Source organism: Azospirillum sp. TSH64, from assembly GCF_003116035.1.
Classification (GTDB): Bacteria; Pseudomonadota; Alphaproteobacteria; order Azospirillales; family Azospirillaceae; genus Azospirillum.
Genome location: NZ_LGQW01000005.1, coordinates 1 through 24,062 on the forward strand (window position 1 = coordinate 1; position 24,062 = coordinate 24,062).

A 24,062-nucleotide genomic window follows, 5' to 3' on the forward strand; every position below is an offset into this window, starting at 1 on the left:
CCGTCCCTTGCCAACCCCTTCAGCCGCTCGCCCCAGCGCGCAACCAGATCGGGCTCCGCCGACAGGTAGGGAACGCGGGACGGCACGGTCTCCAGCCGGGTGCCGAACAGGGCCGGCAGGCTCATCACCGGGAGCTGGACATCGAAATCGGGCAGCGGCGCCCCGGTCAGCACCACGGTGACGCCGGGCAGGCTGCGCAGCACCGGCAGCAGCGCATGCTGGCATTCCAGGAGGATGGGCCGTTCGCCGTCCTCCCCCCCCTTCTCCGCCCCGACCATTTGCGCCAGCAGCGGCAGGTAGCGCACGCATTGCAGCACGTCGCCGAAGCCCTGTTCCCAATAGACCAGCAGCCGTCGGCCCCGCAGCGGCGATCCGTCCCAGCGCGGCTTGGAGAAGCTGCGCTGCGGCGAGGGCAGCTGGCCATGCTTCCAGCGCCATTCATAACCCCGCCAGCCCCGGACGAAATCGCCCAGCAGAAGCCGGACCAGGGATTCGTTCCAATGGGCGCCGGCGAAATCCGGCTCCAGCGTCGTGGCCCGGCGGAAAGCCAGCAGCGCCGCCCAGAAGCTGCCCCGGTCCTTCACCGTGGACCCCAGGTTGCTGTAGGCGCCGCTGTGCTGCGGGTTCAGCGCGATCGTCCGGCGGAAGCAGCCTGTGGCCTCCTCCAGCCGATGGTCGGTGCGCAGCATGGCGCCGAGGTTGTTGGCATATTCCGCCTCCATCGGGTCCAGCGCCGCCGCGCGGGCGAAGGCCTCGCGTGCCTCGTCCGGGCGTTTCGACCGCTCCAGCAGAAGGCCCAGTTCGTTCAGCACCGCCGGCTGGGCGGGATCGAGCCTTGCGGAGATCCGGTAGGTCCGGACCGCCTCCTCCCGCCGGTCGAGCTGGGTCAGCAGCGATGCCAGATTGTTCCAGCTGTTCAACGATCCCGGAACCAGCGCCAAGGCCCGTCGCAGCAGGGCGACCGCCGTTTCCTTCCGGCCGGCCAAGGCATGCAGCAGCCCCATGTTGTTGACGGCAGGGGCGAAATGCGGATCGCTGGCCGCGATCTGGGCATAGAGCCTCCCGGCCTCGTCGGCACGGCCCGCTTTCTGGAGGCCGACCGCCATCGTGAAGGCTTGCTCGATGTTCATGGGGGCCGCGGCGCTTCGGTTGGGGAACGGCGGGATCAGTAGCATGAAGATGCCGGGGCATGAAGATGCCGGCTTCTGCGAAGGGCGACCCCCGCCATCCTGTCGGCCCCGGTGGTCCCCAGGCTTCCATCCGTCGCGAACCGCTGCTCTCCGCGTGATGGCTGTTGCATCGCACTCCCCGCCCCCGCATCAATGGCGCTCGTCGAACGGGGAGTGTGGCGGACGGCATGGCGCGGCTTCTGCTGATCAATTACGAGTTTCCGCCGCTCGGCGGCGGGGCGGCCAACGCCACCGACAACACCGCCCGCGAACTGGCGGCATTGGGCGAAGAGGTGCTGGTGCTGACCTCCGCCTTCGGCGACCTGCCGCGGGTGGAACGGCGGGCCGACGGGGTCGAGATTCGCCGCATCCCGACCCTGCGCCGCCGCCGCGACCGCAGTTCGGTGGTGGAGATGCTGGCCTTCCTCGCCAGCTCGCTGGTGATGGCGCCGTTGATCGCCGCCCGCTGGCGTGCGGACGCCACCATCGCCTATTTCGGCCTGCCCTGCGGCCCTGCCGCCTGGATGGTGAAGGCGCTGTCCGGCGTGCCCTATGTCGTCAGCCTGCGCGGCGGTGACGTGCCGGGCTTCCAGTATGACGGCATTTCGCTCTACCACCGGCTGGCCGGGCCGGTGATCGGCTGGCTGTGGCGCCGGTCCTCCGCCGTCGTGGCCAACAGCGATGGGCTGGCCGGGCTTGCCCGCCGCTTCGCCCCGGACCAGCCCATCGCCATCATCCCCAACGGTGTCGACGCCACCCGCTTCTCGCCGGCCGATGCCGGGCCGGCCGATCCAAAGACAGTCGATCCGAAGACGGCCGATGGCGGAAATGCCGGTGACCGCCTGTCGCTGCTGTTCGTCGGCCGGGTGGTGCGGCAGAAGGGGCTGGACGTGCTGTTCGAGGCGCTCGCATCCCTGCCCGCCGGGACGCGCAGCCGCATCGGCCTGACCATTGTCGGCGATGGCCCGGCGCGGCCGGAGCTGGAGGCGCAGGCCGCCCGGCTCGCCTTGTCGGAGCGTATCGCCTTCCGCGGCTGGCTCGGGCGCGACGAGCTTCCCGCCGCCTACCGCGCCGCCGATATCTTCGTCTTCCCCTCGCGCGACGAGGGCATGCCCAACGTGGTGCTGGAGGCGATGGCTGCCGGCCTGCCCGTGGTGGCGACCCGCATCGCCGGCAACCGCGATCTGGTGGTGGAGGAGGAGACCGGCCTGATGCTGGACGCCGACGACACGCCGGCGCTTGCCGCGGCACTGGCACGCCTGGCTGAGGATCCGGCCCTGCGCCGCCGCCTGGGTGAGGGCGGCCGCCGCCGGGTGGTCGAGCATTTTTCCTGGCGGGCCGTTGCCGCCGCCTACCGCGATCTGGCGCTCGTCGGCCGCGCCGCGGCGGGACGTGTCCGGTCGGCGCAGGCGGAGTGAGGCGTTCGAGTTCCCGCGCGAAGTGCGGGAAGGCTTTGCAACAGCTCCACGGATGTCACAGATTAAAACACGGATTTCACGGATTTTTCTGATCTTGGCGGCGCCTCTGCCGTCCCGGGGAGCGACTGCCCCGCAACGCCACATCCGTGACGTCCGTGTTCATCTTGGCTCCCGCTCTCCGCCCCTCCAAGGATATGTGCCGCCACGCCCCCCGCTTGACGTGCTGTTGACATCCGATGGCTTTCGGGAGCGTATGGCGGCGCGGCAGAGCGGATCGGACAGCAAGGGATCGGACAGCGTGGCGGAACCGGTGAAGACGGCGGAAGGCAGGGGCGGCACCCCGGCCGGACCATCCGCCCTGGCCTTCGATTTCGGCGAGAACTGGGACCATTACTCGCGCACGGTGCTGGACGAGCCGCGGCTGGTGGCGGCCATCGACAGCCTGAAGGGGCTGGTCGGGACCGACCGGCTGAAGGACGCCAGCTTCTGCGACGTCGGCTCCGGCTCCGGCCTGTTCACCATCGCCGCCGGCAAGCTGGGCGTTTCCCGTGCGCTGGGCTTCGACGTCAACCCCACCGGGGTCGAGGTCGCCCGCCGCAACCTGGGCCGCTTCGCACCGGATCTGGCCGACCGCATCGAGTTCCGCCGCGGGTCTGCGCTGGACAGCAGCTTCGCCGGCTCGCTCGGCCGCTTCGACGTGGTCTATGCCTGGGGCTCGCTGCACCACACCGGCTCCATGTGGCCGGCGATCGAGACGGTGGCGCCGCTGGTGGCGCCGGGCGGTACCTTCGTGCTGGCGCTCTACAACCGCCACTGGACCTCGCCGATCTGGACCCTGATCAAGATCGTCTACAACCTGTCGCCGAGCTTCCTGCGGAAAGTCTGGGATTGGACGCTGGGCTCACTGATGTTCCTGGCGACCTGGGCGATCACCGGAGCCAACCCGCTGCGCAAGGAGCGCGGCATGGAGTTCTGGGTGGACGTCACCGACTGGCTCGGCGGCTACCCCTACGAATATGCCAGTGCCGACGAGGTGCGGGCGCGGATGGACGCGCTCGGCTTCGACATGCTGGAGGTCCGTCCGCCGCGCGTGCCGACGGGTTGCAACGAATTCATCCTGCGCCGGAGGCCCGCATGAGCGACGACGCATTCAAGTCCGCCACTCCCCTCTCCACTCCCTTGCCCGCGGCGGCGGCTGACCATCCCGGTGGCGTCGATTACGACGACAGCTGGGAGCGTCGCTGGAACGACATGCGCAAATACGGCCCGACCGGCCGGCATCTGCGCCGCATCGTCACCGAGATGGTGCGCCCGCTGAATTACGACAGCTTGGCTGACGTCGGCTGCGGCCAGGGCTCGCTGCTCGCCACCCTGATGCCGCTGAAGCCGCAGGCCAGCTACACCGGCCTCGACTTCGCCGCCAAGGCCATCGACGTCGCCCGCCGCAGGGCGCCCAATGCCGAGTTCGGCCTGCTCGACGTCGCCGCCGGCCATCTCGACCGCCGCTTCGACCTGGTGGTCTGCACCGACGTGGTCGAGCATATCGAGGACGATGTCGCGGCACTCCGCAACCTCGCCGCCATGACCGGCCGCTACCTGCTGGTCTCCACCCTGCAGGGCCGGATGCGCGACTTCGAGCGCACGGTCGGCCACCACCGCAACTATGCCCGCGGCGAGCTGCAGGCCAAGATCAAGTCGGTCGGGCTGGAGATCGAACGGGTGGTGGAATGGGGCTTCCCCTTCTTCTCGCCGCTCTACCGCAACGTGCTGGGGGCCGCCAGCGGCCAGGGCACCGAGGGCGATTACGGTCCCGGCCGCCGCTTCCTCGCCGAGGCGCTGTACCACATCTTCCGCCTGAACTCCTGGTCGCACGGCGACTACATCTACGTGCTGGCCCGCCGGCCGGGGTCGTGAGTTTCCTGCCTCCCTTCATGGGCCCGGCGGGTCTTCGCTCCGCCGGGCCCATGAAGGGAGGGTATGGTTTTATTTCATCACATCATGATTTCATGAAAAGGTGTCTTTAGATGCGCCCCCGCCTGAAGGCCCTGGTCAGCGTGCTGCTGGTCGCCCTGTTGCTGTGGCGGGTCGACGTGGCGGAGGTCGTGCGGGTGCTGGCGGTGGCCTCGCCGGGGCTGATGGCGCTCGCCGGCCTGCTGTTCTTCCTGATGCATGTGCTGAACGCGCTGAAGCTGCGGGTGCTGCTGCCGGAACTGCGGGCGGGGCGGCTGCTTGCCTACACGCTGGTGGCGCAGCTCTATGCGCTGGTGCTGCCGGGCCAACTGGCGGGGGAGGCGGTGAAGGCCTACCGCCTCAGCCGCGACGAAGGGCGGGGCGAAGGGCAGGGAGAGATCGGCAGCGGCCGCATCGTCTCGGCGGTGGCCTTCGACAAGGTGACGGGGATCGCCGGGCTGCTGCTGTTGACCGGCAGCGGGCTGGCGGTGCAGTCGGCACGCTTCGGCGACGGGCTGCTTGTGGCGGTGGTGCTGGTGCTGGCCGGGCTGGTCGCGGCGACCGCCTTGCTGGCCTGGGCGCCGGCGCGCACGCTGCTTCTGGGTCTGCTGGGCTGGCGTGCCGGGCCGAAGCGCGAAGCCTGGCTCCTCGGCCCGCTGCGCCGCTTTCTGGAAGCCTGGCGCGACCAGGCACGCCGGCCGGGGCGGGCATTGCTGTCGGTCGCCGTCGGGATCGCGGTGCAGGTGGCGGCGGTCGCTGGCAGCCAGTCGCTCGGCCTGGCGGTGGGCATCGACCAGCCCTTTTCGGTGTGGAGCGCGGTGATCGGGTTGATGTCGGTGATCGTGCTGATGCCGGTCACCGTCGCCGGCATCGGCCTGCGCGAGGCGTCGCTGGTCGGGCTGCTCGATCTGGTCGGGGTGCCGCATGCCCAGTCGCTGGCGCTGGGCTTCGGCATCCTCGCCTTCCAGGCGATGGTCGCGTTGCTGGGCGCCGTCATCGACCTGACGGTCCTGCGCAGCCGGCCTGGGGCCGGGCCGCGCGAGGGCGTCGGAGGGATCGACTGGAACGCACAGCCTCCCACAAGGATTCCGGCGGACGATCGATGATCATCCTGAATGCCATGATCGCGGAAGTGGACATGGCCGCTGTCTTGAGCCATGACGAATCCAGTCAATCAGCGGGGCCAATCGGGAAGGCCCGATCAATAGGGTAGGCAGGATGAAAGTTTCATTGGTTATCCCATGCACGCACAGGGACGTTGCCTGCGTTCCCCGCTTGCTCCAAACCTATGCGTCGGCACCTGTGAAACCCGATCAGGTGATCGTCTCGCTGAGCTTGGCGCCTCTCGCCTCAAAAGCTGCCGTGTCCGAGGTTGGCGCAATCGGGACCGCTTTCGACGATTTCACCCTGATCAAGCATGACGGTCGCATGCGGCATGGGCCAAATCGGCAAGCCGGCTCGATGAGGGCAATTCATGAAGTAATTTCCTACCAGGATGCCGACGATGAGGTGCATCCGCAGCGCATCGCCATAATAAGGGCAATGTTCGAAGCGCAGGACATCGTTCACCTGAACCATACCATGATCATGGATGGAGAAGAATTTCCGCAATATAATCAAGACAGACCAACAAATTTCAATGTTCGTTGGAATCATGATATATTCAATGAGAATTTTTCTGGAGGATGGTTTCTGTCATGTAAGGAAAAACAAAGCACATATGGCCATTTTACGGGATGGAAAGTGGCATCCGGTCTTCCATCCATTAGAAAGTCCGTCCTGGAACGGGTGAGATGGAAGGATTGGAATGAGCTTTATTTAGGTGTTGCCGAAGATTATGAGTTCAACACAGAAACATGTTTCGTGTTCAGGAAGTCGATGATAATCGATGCGGCGTTGATCAAATACACGCCCTTCCAGCGTCGCGAAACAACCGATGAGCTTCTGGGGGTGGTGCCTCCAACTCCGTGATTGAGGCGGCATCCAAATCTGTAGGGGATGCGGCATCGTCGCATGGCATTGTCCTTGATCAGGGAGCCGTGCCAAGTCCGCGCCCCAATTAGCCGTTGCGCTCGCCGGATCCTGCGGCCATACCATGGCCCGGCATCGCACCCACAGATGACAGCAGCCTCCGGACCCGTTCGATGACCCTCCTGCTTGCCCCCGGATCCGCCACCACGGACACCGGCACGGTTTCCGTCTCGGTCCTGATCCCGGTCTATAACGAGGAGGACAACATCGCCCCTCTGTGCGGCCGGCTGATCCCGGCGCTCGACGGGCTGGGGCGCAGCTTCGAGGTCATCTTCGTCAATGACGGCTCCATCGACGGGACGGAGGCGGAGTTGCAGCGGGTGGCGTCCGACAGCCGCATCCGCGTCATCAATTTCCGCCGCAACGTCGGCCAGACCGCGGCGATGATGGCCGGCATCGACCATGCCCGCGGCGACGTCATCGTGCCGATGGACGGCGATCTCCAGAACGACCCGCAGGACATCGCCGGCCTGCTGTCGAAGCTGGACGAGGGCTACGACGTGGTGTCGGGCTGGCGCGCCGACCGGCAGGACGGTTTCCTGCTGCGCACATTGCCGAGCCGGATGGCCAACAAGCTGATCTCCACCATCTCCGGCGTGAAGCTGAACGATTATGGCTGCACGCTGAAGGCCTACCGGCGCCAGATGCTCCAGGGCTACCGGCTCTATGGCGAGATGCACCGCTTCGTGCCGATCTACGCCCGCTGGCAGGGCGCCAAGCTGACCGAGATGCCGGTGCGCCATCACCCGCGCCGCCACGGCCAGTCGAAATACGGGCTGGAGCGCGTGCTGAAGGTCGTGCTCGACCTCGTCGTCGTGAAGTTCCTGACCCAGTACGAGACCAAGCCGATCTACATCTTCGGCTTCGCCGGCCTGATGTTCATGGGGCTGTCGGTGCTGGCCGGCATCTATGCCATCTACCTGAAGCTGGTCGACGGCATCTCCTTCATCCTGACGCCGCTGCCGCTCCTGGTGACGATGGGGCTGGTCACCGGCGTGATGTGCATCCTGATGGGGCTGCTGGCCGAGCTGCTGGTCCGTATCTATTTTGAAAGCCAGGGCAAGAGCCATTATTCGATCAAGACCATGCTGAACTTCGACGAACAGCCTCCGCCGGACCGCAGCCTCCGCGATTGATCGGTCCCGATAAAGAAAAGGCCCCGTACCGTTCCCGGTGCGGGGCCTTTTCGCATCAGGGCATCGTCAGGGCGTCGCCGCCACCCCGCCGGGCGGCGTCAGTTCCTTCAGTTCGCCGTCATGGCCCAGCACGAACAGCCGCACCCGCTGGCCGGCCAGCTCGGGCGGAATGGGCAGGGCGAAGCCGCTGTCGGTCATCCGCCCGTCCTTGAGGACCGTTGCGACGTCGGGCCGCGCACCGCCGGTCGGGGCGGTCGCGACGATGCGGTCGCCCACCCCCAGCAGGACGAAGGCCGCCGGCGCCGGCACCGCCGCATCGACCGCCCAGCCGAGTGCCGCCAGTGAGCCGGAGGGAAGCTGCGTGAAGCGGTCGAGCGAGCCGAGCAGTCCGCCCCCCTGGCCGCCGTCGCGCGGCACTATGTCCAGCCGCAGTTGTGCCGAGGCTTCATCCAGCTTGCCCGCCTGCAACAGAGTGGCCAGCGTTCCCCGCTCCGGCCGGCTCGCAGCATCGGCGAGGATCGTCTGCACGAAATCGGCCTTCAGATCGTAGGCGGCCTGGAGGAACGGCGCGATGTTGCGCGGCGAGGCGGACGGGCAGACCAGCGGCTGGCTCCAGTCCATCCCAGCCGGCTTGCGGATGGCTTGCAGATAGGTGGCGACGCAGCGCTCCGCCGCCCCGTCGCGCTCCGCCACCATGCGGTTGAGGCCGGCGACGCTCCAGTGCCGCCAGAAGGCGTCCGTCCCGGCGCCATGGCCGACGGCGAGCGCCGCCGCCAGCACCAGCCCGGCAAACGCTCCCGCCCCGGCTCCCACCCTCGTGCGGCGGCCGAACAGCAGGGTCCAGCCGGCGACCGCGGCGGGGAAGGCCAGCAGCACCGGATAGGCGTAGCGCGGGATGGTGCCGCAGCGCATGGCGTTGGCGATGCCCTCGCCGCACAGCCCGGCCCGGCCCAGCGCGGTGGTCATGGTGACGATCACCGTCCCGGCGATCAGCCCGGAAATGGCGAGCGCGGCATTGGGCCTCTCCCGCCCGGCGCGGCCCAGCAGCAGGCCCGCCGCCGGGATGAGGCAGAGCGCCAGGGCCGCCGCTCCCGCCGCCAGCGACAGCGGGGCTCCCACCGCCTCCACCGGCAGGCCGGCGGCGGTGGCGAAGGCGCCCAGCAGGAAGGCCCAGAAGCCGCTATGCCAGGGCAGCACCAGCGGCTGGCCGGTGTGGTTGGCGTAGGAGCCGTGGAAGGTCATCCACAGCATCGCCGCGGTCAGCAGCAGACCGCCGCCGACCGCCACCAGCGTCCGGCCATCACGCTCCCCGTCCCGGCGCAGGGCCAGCACCGCCCCCGCTCCGGCCGCCCCCAGGGCATAGCTGGCGCCGAACACACCGGTGGAACCGAAAGCCAGCAGGAACAGCGTCGCCAGCACCAGCCGCCCGCGGGCCAGCGTATGGAGGAACAGGAACAGGCAGGTGAAGAAGATCGGCTGGGCCAGCCCCATGTGCTGGTAATAGAAATACTCGTTGTTCAACGTGCCGGTCAGGAACAGCCCGGCCGCCGCCACCGGCACCCCATCCCAGGCCGAGCGCACGCAGTCCCGCAGCAGCACCAGGGCGTAAGCGGCGAGCATGGCAGCGAAGGCCAGCCAGCCGACCAGCCGGAAGGTGAGGAAATCGACGCCGATGGCCTGCCACAGCCCGTGGGTCAGCAGCTTGAAGAAGGGTGCGACATGGTCGCTGTCCTTGGCGAAGATCGACTGGAAGGTCAGTGGCTGCTGCACGCCCTGGGCGGTGCCGAAGAAATAGCCCCAATCGTCCCAATAGGGCAGGCCGGTGCTGGCATGCATGTTCATGCCGAACTGATAGGCGACGATCAGCGCCCCCACCCCCAGCAGCAGCCCGACCAGGGTGCGGGCGGACGACGACGCGCGGCCGGCGGGGACCTCGGAACGGGCAGCATCGTGCATGTCCGCGCCCCCGCGCGTCCGGGGGAACGAGCGATCCAGACTGTCTAGGCTCATACGGCGTTTTCCATCGGGGTCGGTGCCGGGGTCTGGGCCGGGCGGTCCAGCGCGGTGGCGAGCGCCGTCCAGGCCCACAGCAGGCCGCGGTGGTCGGCCTGCCCGCTGCGGTGTTCGTCCCAGCGCGCCGCCAGCCACTTGCCGTCCACCCCGATGCGCGCCGCAGTTTCCAGCGGCGGCTGGGGCAGGTGGCGCAGCCAGCGGCTCAAGGGGATGCCGAAGCCCTTCTTGGGCCGAGACAGGATCGCCGGCGGCAGCAGTGGAGCCATCGCCTTCTTCAGGATCCATTTTCGCGTGCCGCCCCGAATGCCGTTCGGCTGGAGCTTCACGCCGGCCGGCAGGCGGCTGACGAAGGCGACGAGGTCGCGGTCGAGGAAGGGCGAGCGCGTCTCCAGCGAGCAGAACATGCTGGCGCGGTCGGCCTTGATCAGCAAATTCTCGCCCAGATAGAAGCGGCCGTAGAACTCGATGGAGCGGTCGACGTCGTGCCGGCTGGCGCCCGAGCGCCACAGCGCGTCGGCCTCGTCATACAGCTCGTCGGCGGTCAGCTCGACGCCGAACAGCCGCGAGACCTCCTCCACCGACGCCGGCCCCAGCCAGGCCGGCATCCAGTGCGCCGGCCGGTGCCCCAGCCCGCGCAGCGCCCGGCGCAGCTTGAAGTCGAAGCTCATATTGCGGTCCGACCGCGGCAGCCGGTGGGCCACCGCCTCCGCCAGCCGGTGCAGCGGGCGGGGGACGGCATGGTGGTAGAGCCGCGCCGTGCGTAGCGCGTCGAAGGTGTCATACCCCGCGAACAGCTCGTCGCCACCGTCGCCTGTCAGCGCCACCGTCACCCGTTCACGGGCGAAGCGCGACAGCAGATGCGTCGGCAGGATGGAGGGATCGGCGATCGGATCGTCCAGCCGGCCCAGCAACTCCGGCAGCATTTCCGCCGCGGTGTCGAGATTCAGCGTGCGGCAGGCATGGTCGGTGCCGTAATGGCGCGCGGCGTCGGCCGCATAGCCGCTCTCGTCGAAGCTCGGCTCGTCGAAGCCGATGGTGAAGGTCTTCATGGTGACCGGGTCGCGGTGCCGGGCCGCGAGCGCCACGATGGCGGCGCTGTCGATGCCGCCGGACAGGAAGAAGCCGACCGGCACGTCGCTCAGCATGCGGCGTTCCACCGCGCGGTCCAGCAGCTCGCGCAGTTCCTCGGCCCACTCATCAGGGCTGCCCGGCGGCTGGTCGTCCACCACCATCCGGTATTCCCAATACCGGCTGACCGACAGCCGGCGGCTGGCCAGGTCGTAGACCATGCTGCAGCCGCCCGGCAGCTTGCGCACCGCGGCATGGGCGGTCAGCGGCGCTGGGATGAAGCCGTAGGCGAAATATTTGACCAGGGCCTTGCGGTCCAGCGTGTCCGGCACCGACGGGTGCGACAGCACCGCGGTGGCTTCCGACGCGAAGACCAGCCCGTCCGCCGTCTCGGCATAAAACAGCGGCTTCTTGCCGAAACGGTCGCGGCCGAAGACCAGCCGGCCCCGGCGGCGGTCGTACAGGCAGAAGGCGAACATGCCGTTCAGCCGCTCCAGCATGTCCAGGCCCCATTCCCGGTAGCCGTGCAGCAGCACCTCGGTGTCGGAATGGTCGGTGACGAAGCGGTGGCCGGCCTGCTCCAGCGCGCGGCGCAGCTCCGGCGCATTGTAGATCTCGCCGTTGTAGACGATGACCAGATCGCCTTCCGCCGTGGCCATCGGCTGATGGCCGCCCTCGATGTCGATGATGGCGAGGCGGCGGAATCCCAGATGCACGGCCAAGGCGCCGCCGGTGTCGATATGGACGCCGTCGTCGTCGGGACCGCGGTAACGGATGATTCTGGTCATGACGGCGAGGTCGCGCTCGCCGCCGGGTCCGGCGAAGCCGGCGAAACCGCACATGGGGCTGCTCTCCCGAAGGGACTGCCGAGGGTGGCGACGGGGGCTAGGTGTAGCGCCTCCCCCGGCCGGGTGCCATGGCGAAATGCCGGACCCTGGGTACCGGCGAGGCGGGGACAGCGGGCGCGTGGGCGGAAAGTCGTGGCTTCCGGGTCCTGCTTTGGCTACAGCAGGGGGCGTGGTATGCGGCCAGCTTGGCCGGGTCGGATGGGAGCGGGTGGATGATCGGTGGGCCGGTGGATCTGGAAGGCGGCTTCAACCGCATGCGCCCGTGCCGTCACGGCTTGATGGTCTACAACCGCAATGACCGCTATGTCGGCCGCTCCCTCGATCTCTACGGCGAATATGCCGAGTATGAGGTGGCCCTGTTCCGCTCGGTCGTGCGTCCGGGGGACGTCGTGGTCGAGGTTGGGGCCAACATCGGCGCCCAGACCCTGCCGCTGGCCCGCATCGTCGGGCCATCGGGCACCGTCATCGCCTTCGAGCCGCAGGAGATGCTGTTCAACCTGCTTTCCGCCAATCTGGCCCTGAACGGCGTGACCAGCGTGCGGGCTCGGCGCATGGCGGTGGGAAGCGAGGCCGGCACCATCCGGGTGCCGACGCTCGACCCGAACTGCTCCAACAATTTCGGCGCCCTCGGCCTCGGCGGGTGGGACCATGGCGAGCTGGTTCCGCTGGTGACGCTGGACAGCCTGAACCTGCCGTCCTGCCGCTTGCTGAAGGCCGACGTGGAGGGCATGGAGGAGGCGGTGCTGCGCGGAGCCAGCGGGCTGATCGCGCGCCACCGGCCGGTGCTGTATGTCGAGAACGACCGGCGCGACTGCTCGCCCGCCCTGATCGGGCTGATCCGGTCGATGGGCTACCGGGTCTGGTGGCACACGGCCCGCCTGTTCCATCCCGACAACTTCGCCGGCAACTCCACCGACCTGTTCGGCGGGGTCGGCGCCGTCAACCTCGTCGCCTTGCCGCCGGGCAGCGACATCCATATCCCCGAACCCGAGATCACCGACGATCACGCCTGGTGGCAGTGAGACAACTCTTCACCGTGACCTTTGGAGTCCATGGACGAGCCCGAACGTCGGTGCTTGACCGTTTTTTCATGGGTTGATTAATAGTCTACCAAGGCCCATTTCTGAACTGGAAGAGCTGCAGAAAATGAAAGCTGTAATACTTGCCGGCGGCCTTGGAACGCGGCTTTCCGAAGAAACGGACCTGCGTCCGAAGCCAATGGTGGAAATCGGAGGCAAGCCGATCCTCTGGCATATCATGAAGATTTATTCCTCTCACGGCATCAATGACTTCGTCATCTGTCTGGGTTACAAAGGCTATGCCATCAAGGAATATTTCTCCAGCTATTCTCTTCACAATTCGGACGTGACCATCGACTTGCGAACCAACACGATCGAGGTTCACCGCCGCCTTGCCGAACCCTGGCGCATCACCCTGGTCGAAACCGGAGAATCCACCTTGACCGGGGGCCGCATCAAGCGGGTGCTGCCCTATCTGGAGGGGGAGGAAGCCTTCTGCCTCACCTACGGCGACGGCGTCGGCAACGTGGACATTTCCGCTGCGATCACCTTCCACAAGGCCCATGGCCGCGCCGCCACCATGACTGTAGTGCATCCGCCCGGCCGCTACGGTCTGGTGGAACTGGAGGGCGACCGCATCTCTGCTTTCCAGGAAAAACTGCCCGGCGACGGCGCCCGCATCAACGGCGGCTTCTTCGTGCTGTCGCCGACGGTCGGCCGCTACATCGACGGCGACGACACCATGTGGGAGCAGGAGCCGCTGCGCCGTCTGGTCGAGGACGGCCAACTGCATGCCTGGAAGCATGACGGCTTCTGGCAGTGCATGGACACCATCCGCGACAAGCGCCTGCTGGAGGATCTGTGGATCGCCGGCAACCCGCCTTGGAAGAGCTGGTGACCGCCCCGATGAGCGCGCACATGTCCGCGAGTGCGTCCTTCTGGTCCGGCAAGTCGGTTTTCCTGACCGGCCACACCGGCTTCAAGGGAAGCTGGCTCGGCTTCTGGCTCTCCGCCATGGGAGCCCGCGTCACTGGCTACGCGCTGGAGCCGCCAACCAGCCCCAGCCTGTTCGAGGCGGCGGGCCTGCGCGAGCGTTTGCACCGCAACGAGATCGCCGACATCCGCGACCGCGATCGGCTGGAGGCGGCGCTGTCCGCCGCCCACCCCGACATCATCATCCACATGGCGGCCCAGCCGCTGGTGCTGCGCTCCTACCGCGACCCGGTGGAGACCTACGCCACCAACGTCATGGGCACGGTGCATCTGCTCGATGCGGTGCGCCGGATCGACAGTGTGCGCGTGGTGGTCAACGTCACCAGCGACAAATGCTATGAGAACCGCGAGTGGGTCTGGGGCTATCGCGAGACCGAGCCGATGGGCGGCCGCGACCCGTACAGCAACAGCAAGGGCTGTGCGGAACTGGTGACCGCCGCCTTCCGCCAGTCCTTCTTCCTGCCGGGGGAAAGCCCGGTCGCCCTGGTGTCGGGCCGCGCCGGCAACGTGGTGGGCGGCGGCGACTGGGCGGAGGACCGGCTGGTCCCTGACCTGATCCGCGCCTTCCTGGACGGCCGTCCGGCGGTGGTGCGCAACCGTCATTCAACCCGGCCCTGGCAGCATGTGCTGGACCCGCTGCACGGTTATCTGATGCTGGCCGAAGCTGCCTGGACCGAGCCGGCGACCCATGCCGAGGGCTGGAACTTCGGCCCGGCCGAGGGCAGCGCCCGCCCGGTCCATTGGGTGGCCGACCGGCTTGCCGCGCTGTGGGGCGACGGTGCCGCCTGGATCGACAACAGCGGCCCCGCCGGCCCGCACGAGAATCGCTTCCTGGCGCTCGACTGCGCCAAGGCGCGGCAGCGGCTGGGCTGGGCGCCGCGCTGGAATCTGGCGGAGACGCTGGCCCGCACCGTCGAGTGGTATCGCGCCTATGGCCGCGGCGGGGACATCCCCGCCCTTATGTCGGCCCAGCTTCTTGCGTATAACGAGGCCCGTCCGGTCGCCTGAGGCGGCCGGCGCCCTTCCGCATCACCGTTCCTTCCGTGAGACCGTCATGACCTCCTCTTCCTCCTCGCCGGCCGGCTCCGCGGATCGCCGGGAAGATCTGCGCCGCCGGATCCTCGATCTGGTGGCCGAATATGCGGAGGTCGCCCATGCCGACCGGCCCTTCGACGCCGAACGCTCGCCGGTCCCCGTCAGCGGCAAGGTCTATGGCGGCGAGGAGATGGCGCTGCTGGTGGACTCCGCCCTCGATTTCTGGCTGACCACCGGCCGCTTCAACGATGCCTTCGAAAAGCGGCTGGCCGAGTTCCTCGGAGCCCGTAACGTTCTGACGGTTAATTCCGGCTCGTCGGCCAACCTCTTGGCGCTGACTGCGCTGACCTCGCCGCTGCTGGGCGACCGCGCGCTGAATCCTGGCGACGAGATCATCACCTGCGCCACCGGCTTCCCAACCACGGTGAACCCGATCCTGCAGAACGGGATGGTCCCGGTCTTCCTCGACGTCGACATCCCGACCTACAACATGGACATGCGGCTGCTGGAAGAGGCGGTGGGGCCACGTACCCGCGGCATCATGCTGGCCCACACGCTGGGCAACCCCTTCGACCTCGCCGCCGTCACCCGCGTCGCCGAGAAGCACGGGTTATGGGTGGTGGAGGATTGCTGCGACGCGCTGGGCGCGCGCTATGACGGCAAGCTGGTCGGCAGCTTCGGCGACGTCGGCACCCTCAGCTTCTACCCGGCACATCACATCACGATGGGCGAGGGCGGGGCGGTCTTCACCGGCAACGCCAAGCTGAAGCGCTCGCTGGAATCCTTCCGCGATTGGGGACGCGACTGCTGGTGCCAGCCGGGCCAGGACAACACCTGCAAGCAGCGCTTCAACTGGCAGCTCGGCGATCTGCCGCACGGCTACGACCACAAGTATATTTACTCCCATATCGGCTACAACCTGAAGATTACCGATATGCAGGCCGCCGTTGGGCTGGGCCAGATGGACCGGCTGGAGGGCTTCATCGAGGCGCGCAAGGCGAACTTCGCCCGCCTGAAAGCTGGGATGGCCGAATTGGCCGACATGCTGATCCTGCCGGAGGCGACACCGAACAGCGACCCGTCCTGGTTCGGCTTTCCCATCACGGTGGCGGCCGGCGCGCCCTTCAGCCGCGACGAGCTGACCCGCGAGTTGACCCGCGCCCGCGTCGGCACGCGCCAGCTGTTCGGTGGCAACCTGCTGCGCCAGCCCTACATGAAGGGACGACCGCACCGTGTCGTCGGCGAGCTGACGAACAGCGACATCATCACCGCCCGCACCCTGTGGATCGGCGTTTATCCCGGCCTGACCGCCGCCCACATCGACTATATGCTGGACATCATCCGCGGTTTCGTCCGGGCGCGGACGGCCGGCTGAGGCGGCCGGGCGATGCGCGTCCCAATGCGCGTCCTCGTAACCGGCTCCGGCGGTTTCCTCGGCGCGCATGTCGCCGACCGTTTCGCCCGAGCCGGCTGGACGGTGCTGGCCGCCGGCCGGAAAGGCGGCGGCGACTGGCGCCTCGCCCGTCTCGGCGTGGCGGCGGAGCCGGTTCGGCTCGACCTGACGGCGTCGGGGGAGGAGATCGCGGCGGCGGTGGCCAACGCGCGTCCCGACCTGATCGTCCATTGCGCCGCCTACGGTGTCGATTATCGGTTTCAGGACGTGGCAGCGTCGGTCCGCACCAATCTGGAAGGCACGCTGCATCTGGTACGCGCGGCGGCCCAGGCGAAAGCCGGCCGCGTCATCCATGTCGGCACCTGCTACGAATACGGCCCCTCCGACCGTCCGATCAGCGAGGACGCGCTGCCGGCCCCGCGCAGCCTCTATGGCATCACCAAGGCTGCGGCGACCCTGGCGGCGCTCGGCACCGCCGCGTCGCGCGGGCTGGCGCTCGCCGTTGTCCGGCCCTTCGGCATGTATGGTCCGCTGGAGAACGACACGAAGTTCGTGCCGATGATCCTGCGCGCCTGCCGCGACGGCCGGCGGACCGAACTGACCGCCGGCGGCCAGCTGCGCGACTACGTCTATGTCGGCGACGTGGCCGAGGCCTGCCTGCGTCTGGCTGAGACGGCGGACTTCCCGGCCGGCGAGATCGTCAATCTCGGCTCCGGCGCGCCGATCACCATCCGCGCCTTGGGCGAGGCCGCGGCCGCGGCCGTCGGCCATGGCGGCGACTCCCTGGTCTGGGGCGCCTTGCCCTACCGCCCGGACGAGGCGATGAGCATCGTCGCCGATGCCGCGAAAGCCGCCGCAAGGCTCGGCTGGCGGGCCTCGACCCCGCTGGACGAAGGGATGCGGCGGGTTCTAGCCTTTCTCAATCCGCCCGAAACCCTGCCTGAAAATTTCGGAGTTCTCCCGTGCGCTACCTGATCACCGGAGGCTGCGGCTTCCTGGGCAGCAACCTCGCCGCCGCCGTTCTGGAGCGTGGAGAGGATCTCTGTGTCTTCGACAATCTGTCCCGCCGGGGCAGCACGCTGAACCTCGACTGGCTGCGCGGCCAGGGCGGGTTCGAGTTCCGCCACGGCGACATCCGCAATCCCAACGACGTGCAGCGCGCGGTGGCGGAGCTGCGTCCCGACGTGGTCTTCCATCTGGCGGGACAGGTGGCGATGACCACCTCGCTGGCCGACCCGCGGCTGGATTTCGAGGTCAATGCGCTGGGCAGCTTCAACCTGCTGGACGCGGTGCGACGCTCGGCGCCGGACGCCCTCGTGCTCTACAGCTCCACCAACAAGGTCTATGGCGATCTGGAATGGACGCCCTACGAGGAGACGGAGACCCGCTACGTCGCCCCGGCCTTCCCCAACGGCTTCGACGAGACCGCCCCGCTCGACTTCCATTCGCCCTACGGCACCTCGAAGGGCTCGGCCGACCAGATGATGCTGGACCACCATCGGGTATTCGGGCTGCGCACCGTGGTGTTCCGCCACTCCTCCATGTATGGCGGCCGGCAGTTCGCCACCGCTGACCAGGGCTGGGTCGGCTGGTTTTGCGGTCTGGCGGTCCAGGCCGGGCGCGGCCAGCTGATGGCCCCCTTCACCATCAGCGGCACCGGCAAGCAGGTGCGCGACGTGCTGCATGCCGAGGACATGAAGAGCCTCTATTTCAGCGCGGTGGAGCGGGCCGACGCGGTGGCGGGGCAGGTGTTCAACATCGGCGGCGGCATGGCCAACAGCCTGTCGCTGCTGGAGCTGTTCCGCCTGCTAGAAGAACTGCACGGGGTGGAGATGCCGTTCGAGCGGCTGCCGCCGCGCATCAGCGACCAGCGCATCTTCGTGGCCGACATCGCCAAGGCCCGCCGCCTGCTGGGCTGGGAGCCGAAGGTCGATGCGCGGCGCGGCGTTTCCGACATGCTGGCCTGGATCGCCGGCCAAAGCTGACGACCGGGCCGCTGACGACTGGGTTATTTATGCACTGGGCCGGCAAAGTGCCGCCCATCGAGGCTCGAGGATCGCATGCTGCATTTCTTCTGGACGCCCTACACCTTCTACCGCGACTCCTACGACAAGTACGAGGCGAACAACGCGGAGATCTGCAAGCATGCGCGCCGCATGCTCGGCCGCTTCACCGACGTGCATCTCGACAGCTTCAACGCCTCGCGCGTCACGCGGAACCCGGCGGACATCTTACTGGGCCACACCAGTTTCGATTCCGCCGGCGGGCTTGCCGACGACTGGGTGCGCGACAACGCGCTGGAACCCGGCCAGCCGGCCCATCCCAACACCTACCTGATGCTGCCGCTGCTGCCCGAACCGGTGGAGGAGCACAAGAGCTGGAGTCCCTTCATGGACAGCCAGCTCCGGGCGGCCCGGCTGATCTTCGGCATCTGCGGCGACTACTGGTACGAGCGCATCCAGGCCCTGCCGGCCGACGACATGTTGGGCCGGGTCAAGGACCGCATCGTCCGCATCGACATGGGCTGCGAAGGCCATCGCTTCGCTCCGCCGCGCGGCTATTCCCAGCCCAGCATGCGCGGCCTGCTGCACATGAGCGACCTCGCCCCGCACAAGGGCTTCGACCTACTGCTGAACAGCGTCGCCGGCACCGGTGCTGTCCTGCATGCCGGCAGCAGCGCGCTGCGCCCACACCCCTACCAGCGCGTTCGCCTGAACGGGCACGATTTCGTCTCGCTCGGCTGGGTCGACAACACGTCGGCCCAGCAGGACCGCTTCATCAAGGACAACTGCGCCTTCTACATCCACGCCAGTTCGCGCGACGCCCAGGCCACCGCCATCCTGGAGAACTGCGCCCGCGGCCTAGTGCCGATGGTCACGCCGGAAAGCGGCTTCCGCTCCCCCTACGCCATCGAACTGACCCAGGACGCCGAGGTCAACCGCGCTATCATCGCCCGCGCCCTGGCGATGCCGCAGGAGGAGTATGAGCGGCGCAGTGCCGGCGTCGTCCGGCAGGTGCTAGAGCAGCATTCCTGGGAACGCATCTTCACCGGCATCTGGGAGCGCATCCAGCAGGACATCGCGGCGCGGGCGGCATAAAGCCCGCGTTCAGGCCTCTTCACTCAGGATTCCACCCCATAGGCTCGCAGATAGTCCTCATAGGGGATGACCCGGCGGGCGACGCGCACCTCCTGCCGCCACAGGGCGGCGGCGGCCAGCCGGGCGGGCGGCGGGGCCATCGGCGACTTCATGAACCACATCAGCGCATGATGGTAGCAGGTGAAGAAGCGCCCGCTGGTAATGAGGTCGGATGTGATGCCGCCGCGCCGGAAAGTGACCAGGGGCTCGCCGACATAGGCGACATAGGGATAGCGGCTGGCGGCGATCAGATAGATCAGGCAGTCGGGGCCGGCGCCATGCGCCTCGAAATCGGCGGCCGAACTGCCCGCCGGGCCGGGGCCCAGATCGCTGACGATGCCGTCTCGCAGGTCGGCGGTGCGGAACAGGGCGGCGCAGGGCGACACCGGCAGGCCGCCGAAATTCGACAGGTATTCGAAAACGAAGGTGTCGGACGGAAAGGTGTCGACGAAATACTGGTGGATGGTGCCGTGCGACGCCCCCGCCTCGTCCATCAGCTTCGCCGGAGTGTAGACGAAGGCGACTCGCCCCTGTAGCCGAGGTAGGGTGCGCTCCAAATAGGTCGGCTCCAGCCAGTCGTCGGAGAACAGGATCTTGGCAACGGGCGCCCGCGCCTCGGCGACACAGCGGCGCCAGTTGTTGACCGGGCCGATGTTGGTGTCATTGCGGAACAGGCGCAGCCGCCCATCCTCTGTCGCGAGCCTTTCGCAGATCGCCCAGGTGCCGTCGGTGCTGGCGTTGTCCACCACCACCACCTCGATCTCTCGCACCGTCTGGGAGAGCGCGGAGCGGAGCGTTTCCTCGATCTCGCGCTCCCGGTTGTAGACCGGGATCAGGATGCTGACGAGCAGGGAGGAAATGGTGGTGCTCATGTTTGTGTCGCCCGATGCTGGTTGTGGCGCTGTATGCGAGCGTTGGATGGGTTTGCGGTGATCCAATGAAGACTGACGGCATGCCGGACCCTGCCTGTGCGATCTGCCCTATCAGGAAAGGTGGATGCCATCAAGCCAGCGAGAGCCAGAGGCAACGGCACGCGTGGCATGGTCGAGCGGGCGCGGGCCGGGAAGCGGATGGAACCTTCTCCTCTTGCGTGCTGCTTCATGACATCTTTCCCTGCCATGTCTCTTTCCAGCGGCGGAGCGACGTTATCCCGAAAAAGGCAGGGCGAACCGACTTCACCTGTACTGTTCCAGGTCCTCTCTTCATTCTCGTGCCCGCACCCAGGCCTGATACAGCCCGCCGAAGATCATCGGATGCTCCGTCTCCAGCCGGTCCCAGCGGGCCAGCGAGGTCATCGCCGGATCCTCGGGGAAGCGCTTGCGGTAGAGGGCCGCCACCGCCGGATCGGCCAGCCGGAAGCCCAGGAACTCCAGCTTCAGCGCGGCAAGTGCGTCGGCCAGCCAGGGCAGGGTGACGTGCAGTTCATGCACGTGCATCAGCAGATCTCGGCAGGCGCTGGTGCCGTAGAAATCCGGGGAATGGATGACTGTGCGCGCCGGATGACCCTCCGGCAGGGCCAGAATGTCGCGGCGGACATGGCGGATGCCGTCCAGGGTCGGCGGATGGCCGCGCTCGGTGATGAACTGGCGGGCGGCCAGGATGGGGCGGCGGGCGGCGGCGCTGTAGAAGCCGATCTCCATCACGCCATGCGGGTTCATCATCCCGCGCAGCACGCGCAGGCCCGCCATCGGGTCTTCCATGTGGTGCAGGACGCCAACGCTGTGGATCACGTCGAAGCGGCGGCCCAGTGCCCCCAGCTCCAGCAGGTCGGCCTGGGCGAACTCGATGGTCTTCAGGCCCAGGCGCCGGCTCTGCCGCGTGGCGTAGGCAAGGCTGCGGCGGCTGAGGTCGACAGCCAGCACCCGTGCATTCTTCAGGGTGGAGGCCGCCCACACCGCCTCCCGTCCGGTGCCGCAGCCGGCGACCAGCACCTCCGGCGCCTCCTGGCCCGGCGCGTTCCAGGCGGGGGCGGCTGGCAGGGCGGCATGCGGGAACAGGGCATGCAGGAAGCGGGACAGCGGCATCGGCTCCGGCAGCAGCCCGGTGGTCATCCAGCGCGGATAGGGATTCTCCTCGTACTGGGCGCGCACGCCGACCGACACCGGGTGGTTGATCGGGGTCAGTTCCGGCAGTTCCGCCTGGATCGCCGCCTCGGCCAGCGGTTCGGCGACCTGCCGGTTCAGCAGCCGGGCGATCTCCTCGGGCCAGGACTGAGCCTGCAGGGCCTCCGCCCGCTCCCAGCGGTAGAGCGGCCGGTAGGCGCCGAGCAGGGCGACCAGAACCGCCGGTGGCTGCTCGCCGCTCGACAAAGCCGCCTCCGCTGCGCGCAGCAGCACCGCCAGCACCTGGAATTCGCCGTCGGTCTCGGCGAAGACATATTCGTTGAGGAAGCACTGCTCGGCGATGGCGGCGCACAGGGTGCGCCAGGACGGTCGGTCGGGCAGGCCGGGACCGGTCAGCGCCAGCATCAGCACCCGGCGCAGCCGGGTCAGCGCCCGTTCCAGCCGCGGATCGCAGACCGGGGTAGCGCGCAGGTGGGCCAGCAGCAGCGCATCCTCCGCCAGCCCGGCGAGCGAGCCGTCGGCCAGCAGCGCCAGACTTTTCCCGTCAAGCGTCCGCCCGTCTTCCCCGTCTCCCGCATCCGGAGCGGCGAGGGCCTTGAGGACTGGCGATGCCATCAGGACGCCGGCGATGGCCCGGGACAGGCCGGCGCTTTCCACCTCCGGCCGCCCGAGCGCCGCCAGCAGGTCGGTGCGCAGGCCGTCATCCACCCCCTCGCCGGATGCGGGCGGCCCGGCGTCGCGCAAGGCTTCGACGAAGGCGATCCAGTTGCGCGGCATCTCGGGGGCGAGGCGGATCGCCTTGCGCACATAGGGCAGGGCCTGGTCGCGCCAGCCGCCTTGCAGGAACAGCGCGGCGATGCCGAAGCACAGCTCCGCATCGTCCGGAGCCGTGCGGGCGATGCCGAACGCCTCCGTCTCCGCCTCGGCGGTGCGGCCGGCGGCGATCAGCAGAGACAGCAGCGTTCGGCGCAACGGCAGGGGAAGCGGCCGGCCGGCGGCGGCGCGGCGCAGATCCTCGATGGCGGCGTCGGGGTTGCCGGTCTCCTGGTGCAGGCGGGCGAGGTTGTTGTGGACCTCCGGCAGGTCGGGGGTGAGGCGCAGCGCGGCGCCATAGGCCTCCAGTGCGCCTGCGGCGTCGCCGCCGCTCTGCAGGGCGGTGCCGAGGTTGGCCAGCAGCGCCGTCCTGGTCCTGTCGTCCGGATCGGCGATGAGCGCCAGACCGTCGCGGCAGACAGTGACGGCTTCCGTCCAGTGGCCGGCGACGCGCAGGCTGTCGGCCAGCAGCAGCCGGGCATCGAGATGGCCGGGATCGATTGTCAGCACGCGGTGGAAGGCGGCAATCGCCGATTCAAGCTGGCCGCTGCGATGGTGCAGGGTGCCGATCAGATGCAGCGTTCCCGCCAGCCGCGGGCGCAGCGCCACCGCCTGCTCGGCCTGTTCCAGCGCCTCCTCGTTGCGGCCGAGCCGGGCCAGCAGCGAGGCATGGTTACCCAGGATTTCCGGCAAGACGGGGCGATGGGAGAGCGCGCGGCGGAACAGCGCCTCGGCCTCATCGACGCGGCCTTCCAGCATGCGGACCAGCGCCAGGGTGCCGAGCGCCTCAGCCTGCGCCTGCCGCAACGGCTGGGCCGGCTGCGCCGCGCCGCCGGCAAGGCGCAGGGCCGTGTCGCAGGCCGCCGCCGCTTCGGCCAGATGGCCGCGGCGCAGCCGGGCGAGCGCCTGCGCCCGGTGGGCCTGGACCGCGGCCGCTCCACCCGCCTCCTCATGTCCTGTCCGGCGCAGCGCTTCGGCTGCGGCGGCATAGCCGTCGTCGACACGGCCGGCGGCGATGAAGGCCAGGGCAAGCACGCTCCAGCCCTCCACCCTGTCAGGCTGCCTGCGCACCGCCGCTTCGGCCCAGGCCACGCTGTCGGCCGGCCGGCCCAGGATGCGGGCGGCGTCGGCCAGCGACAGCAGCGCGGCCGGATCCTGCGGCGGGGTGCCGCACAGCGCGTGGTACGGCTCCTCAGCCTCCTCCGGCCGGCCGGACCGGCACAGATCCAGCACCTGCGCCAGACGTTGGCCCGCGGCCTGATGGTCCGGACCGCTTTGGCCGGTCGGAAGGCCGGCGGGCCCGGTTGCGCTGTCGGTGGTCATGGAACTGGACCTTTGGGCTGGAAGGAGGCCAGGGGTGACAGGTGCGGGAGAAGACGGGATCCGCCGGGCCTCAGTAGGCCTGGTACGATTTTTCCTCGACCAGCTCGGAGCCGAGCAGACGGTTCAGGTCGCGCTTCAACGCGGCGCGGCGGTCGTTGGTGTGATAGACCTGCCGGGCCAGCTCGACGAAGCGCGGGCCGAAATCCTTGGCACGCTCGCAGTCGCGAATCTCGTCCTCGACCTCCCACAGGGTGGTGTTGACCGCACGCAGCCCGTCGATCAGCTCGGCGACCTCCGGACGCGCGGTGTCGGCCTTCACCGCCACGGCGAGCAGCGCCTCGCGCTCGCGTCGGACGTTGGCCAGCTTGTCGGCGTCGGCGATGCGTTCCGTCTTGATGTCGAGGATGGTGATCTTGTCCAGCAGTTCGCCCCAGGAGACGGGCGCCAGGATCGGCATGTCGGAAGCTCCATTTTGACGGAGGGGGAGGGAAGCGGCGCGTTCGCACAGTGCGCGCTCCAGCCTGTCGATTGCGTCGTCCCAGTGCTGCGGCCTTTCCTGCCGGAACAGGCGCATTGTCGGATACCAGGGGCTGTCCTCGCGGTCGAGCATCCAGCGCCAATCCGGGGCGAAGGGCACCAGGACCCAGACCGGG

At 68.4% G+C, this 24,062-nt stretch carries 19 protein-coding genes; 13 read left to right on the forward strand and 6 right to left on the reverse strand.

The features are described from left to right. Positions 1–1,130: tetratricopeptide repeat protein (locus tag TSH64_RS01285; protein WP_109095361.1), on the reverse strand; the 1,130-nt coding region annotated here is incomplete at its 3' end. Positions 1,131–1,357: 227 nt separating this feature from the next. On the opposite strand from TSH64_RS01285, the gene TSH64_RS01290 reads away from it, so the two are divergent. The 6 genes from TSH64_RS01290 (at position 1,358) to TSH64_RS01315 (ending at position 7,704) form a co-directional block, all read left to right on the forward strand. Then, entirely contained in the window at positions 1,358–2,587 is a 1,230-nt protein-coding gene (locus TSH64_RS01290) for a glycosyltransferase family 4 protein (protein ID WP_109095376.1), read from the forward strand. A gap of 253 nt (positions 2,588–2,840) precedes the next feature. Continuing rightward, a complete protein-coding gene (locus tag TSH64_RS01295) occupies positions 2,841–3,725 on the forward strand; it encodes a class I SAM-dependent methyltransferase (protein ID WP_109095362.1) in 885 nt (294 codons plus the stop codon). Continuing rightward, a complete protein-coding gene (locus TSH64_RS01300; protein ID WP_109095363.1) occupies positions 3,722–4,501 on the forward strand; it encodes a class I SAM-dependent methyltransferase in 780 nt (259 codons plus the stop codon). Before TSH64_RS01295 ends, TSH64_RS01300 begins: the two co-directional genes overlap by 4 nt. Before the next feature lie 110 nt (positions 4,502–4,611). Beyond that, positions 4,612–5,643 carry a lysylphosphatidylglycerol synthase transmembrane domain-containing protein gene (locus TSH64_RS01305; RefSeq protein ID WP_247872691.1) on the forward strand — a complete coding sequence of 344 codons (1,032 nt, stop codon included), beginning with the start codon at positions 4,612–4,614 and terminating at the stop codon, positions 5,641–5,643. Between the two features lie 112 nt (positions 5,644–5,755). After that, the gene (locus TSH64_RS01310) at positions 5,756–6,508 is read left to right on the forward strand and encodes a glycosyltransferase (RefSeq protein WP_109095364.1); all 753 of its coding nucleotides are present in this window, start codon (positions 5,756–5,758) and stop codon (positions 6,506–6,508) included. A 173-nt stretch (positions 6,509–6,681) separates the two neighbouring features. Then, the gene (locus tag TSH64_RS01315) at positions 6,682–7,704 is read left to right on the forward strand and encodes a glycosyltransferase family 2 protein (protein ID WP_109095365.1); all 1,023 of its coding nucleotides are present in this window, start codon (positions 6,682–6,684) and stop codon (positions 7,702–7,704) included. Positions 7,705–7,770: 66 nt separating this feature from the next. On the opposite strand, the gene TSH64_RS01320 is transcribed toward TSH64_RS01315, so the two are convergent. Continuing rightward, on the reverse strand, positions 7,771–9,660 hold the full coding sequence (locus tag TSH64_RS01320; protein WP_247872692.1) for a hypothetical protein: 1,890 nt from the start codon (positions 9,658–9,660) through the stop codon (positions 7,771–7,773). A 50-nt stretch (positions 9,661–9,710) separates the two neighbouring features. Then, positions 9,711–11,627 carry an asparagine synthase (glutamine-hydrolyzing) gene (gene asnB, locus TSH64_RS01325; protein ID WP_109095367.1) on the reverse strand — a complete coding sequence of 639 codons (1,917 nt, stop codon included), beginning with the start codon at positions 11,625–11,627 and terminating at the stop codon, positions 9,711–9,713. A 218-nt stretch (positions 11,628–11,845) separates the two neighbouring features. Here asnB and TSH64_RS01330 point away from each other — a divergent pair, with 218 nt between their 5' ends. From TSH64_RS01330 to TSH64_RS01360, 7 genes are all read left to right on the forward strand, one after another. Next, positions 11,846–12,655, forward strand: coding sequence for an FkbM family methyltransferase (locus TSH64_RS01330; RefSeq protein WP_158285324.1), 810 nt, complete (start codon positions 11,846–11,848; stop codon positions 12,653–12,655). 124 nt (positions 12,656–12,779) lie between these two features. Continuing rightward, a complete protein-coding gene (gene rfbF, locus TSH64_RS01335) occupies positions 12,780–13,550 on the forward strand; it encodes a glucose-1-phosphate cytidylyltransferase (RefSeq protein ID WP_109095369.1) in 771 nt (256 codons plus the stop codon). 20 nt (positions 13,551–13,570) lie between these two features. Further along, positions 13,571–14,653 carry a CDP-glucose 4,6-dehydratase gene (gene rfbG, locus TSH64_RS01340; protein WP_199237395.1) on the forward strand — a complete coding sequence of 361 codons (1,083 nt, stop codon included), beginning with the start codon at positions 13,571–13,573 and terminating at the stop codon, positions 14,651–14,653. Between the two features lie 46 nt (positions 14,654–14,699). After that, positions 14,700–16,055, forward strand: coding sequence for a lipopolysaccharide biosynthesis protein RfbH (gene rfbH / locus TSH64_RS01345; RefSeq protein ID WP_109095370.1), 1,356 nt, complete (start codon positions 14,700–14,702; stop codon positions 16,053–16,055). A 24-nt stretch (positions 16,056–16,079) separates the two neighbouring features. Next, entirely contained in the window at positions 16,080–17,048 is a 969-nt protein-coding gene (locus TSH64_RS01350; protein WP_158285325.1) for an NAD(P)-dependent oxidoreductase, read from the forward strand. Then, entirely contained in the window at positions 17,036–18,058 is a 1,023-nt protein-coding gene (locus tag TSH64_RS01355; protein ID WP_109095372.1) for a GDP-mannose 4,6-dehydratase, read from the forward strand. The genes TSH64_RS01350 and TSH64_RS01355 overlap by 13 nt, the downstream gene beginning before the upstream one ends. Before the next feature lie 75 nt (positions 18,059–18,133). Continuing rightward, positions 18,134–19,171 carry a hypothetical protein gene (locus TSH64_RS01360; RefSeq protein ID WP_109095373.1) on the forward strand — a complete coding sequence of 346 codons (1,038 nt, stop codon included), beginning with the start codon at positions 18,134–18,136 and terminating at the stop codon, positions 19,169–19,171. A gap of 23 nt (positions 19,172–19,194) precedes the next feature. Here TSH64_RS01360 and TSH64_RS01365 read toward each other — a convergent pair whose 3' ends face one another. The 3 genes from TSH64_RS01365 to TSH64_RS01375 form a co-directional block, all read right to left on the reverse strand. Beyond that, entirely contained in the window at positions 19,195–20,082 is an 888-nt protein-coding gene (locus TSH64_RS01365; RefSeq protein ID WP_109095374.1) for a glycosyltransferase family 2 protein, read from the reverse strand. Positions 20,083–20,412: 330 nt separating this feature from the next. Further along, complete coding sequence (locus tag TSH64_RS01370; protein ID WP_109095375.1) at positions 20,413–23,409, reverse strand: tetratricopeptide repeat protein; 2,997 nt, start codon at positions 23,407–23,409, stop codon at positions 20,413–20,415. Positions 23,410–23,479: 70 nt separating this feature from the next. Next, the coding region (locus TSH64_RS01375; protein WP_247872693.1) for a DUF6165 family protein at positions 23,480–24,062 on the reverse strand (583 nt) is incomplete at its 5' end.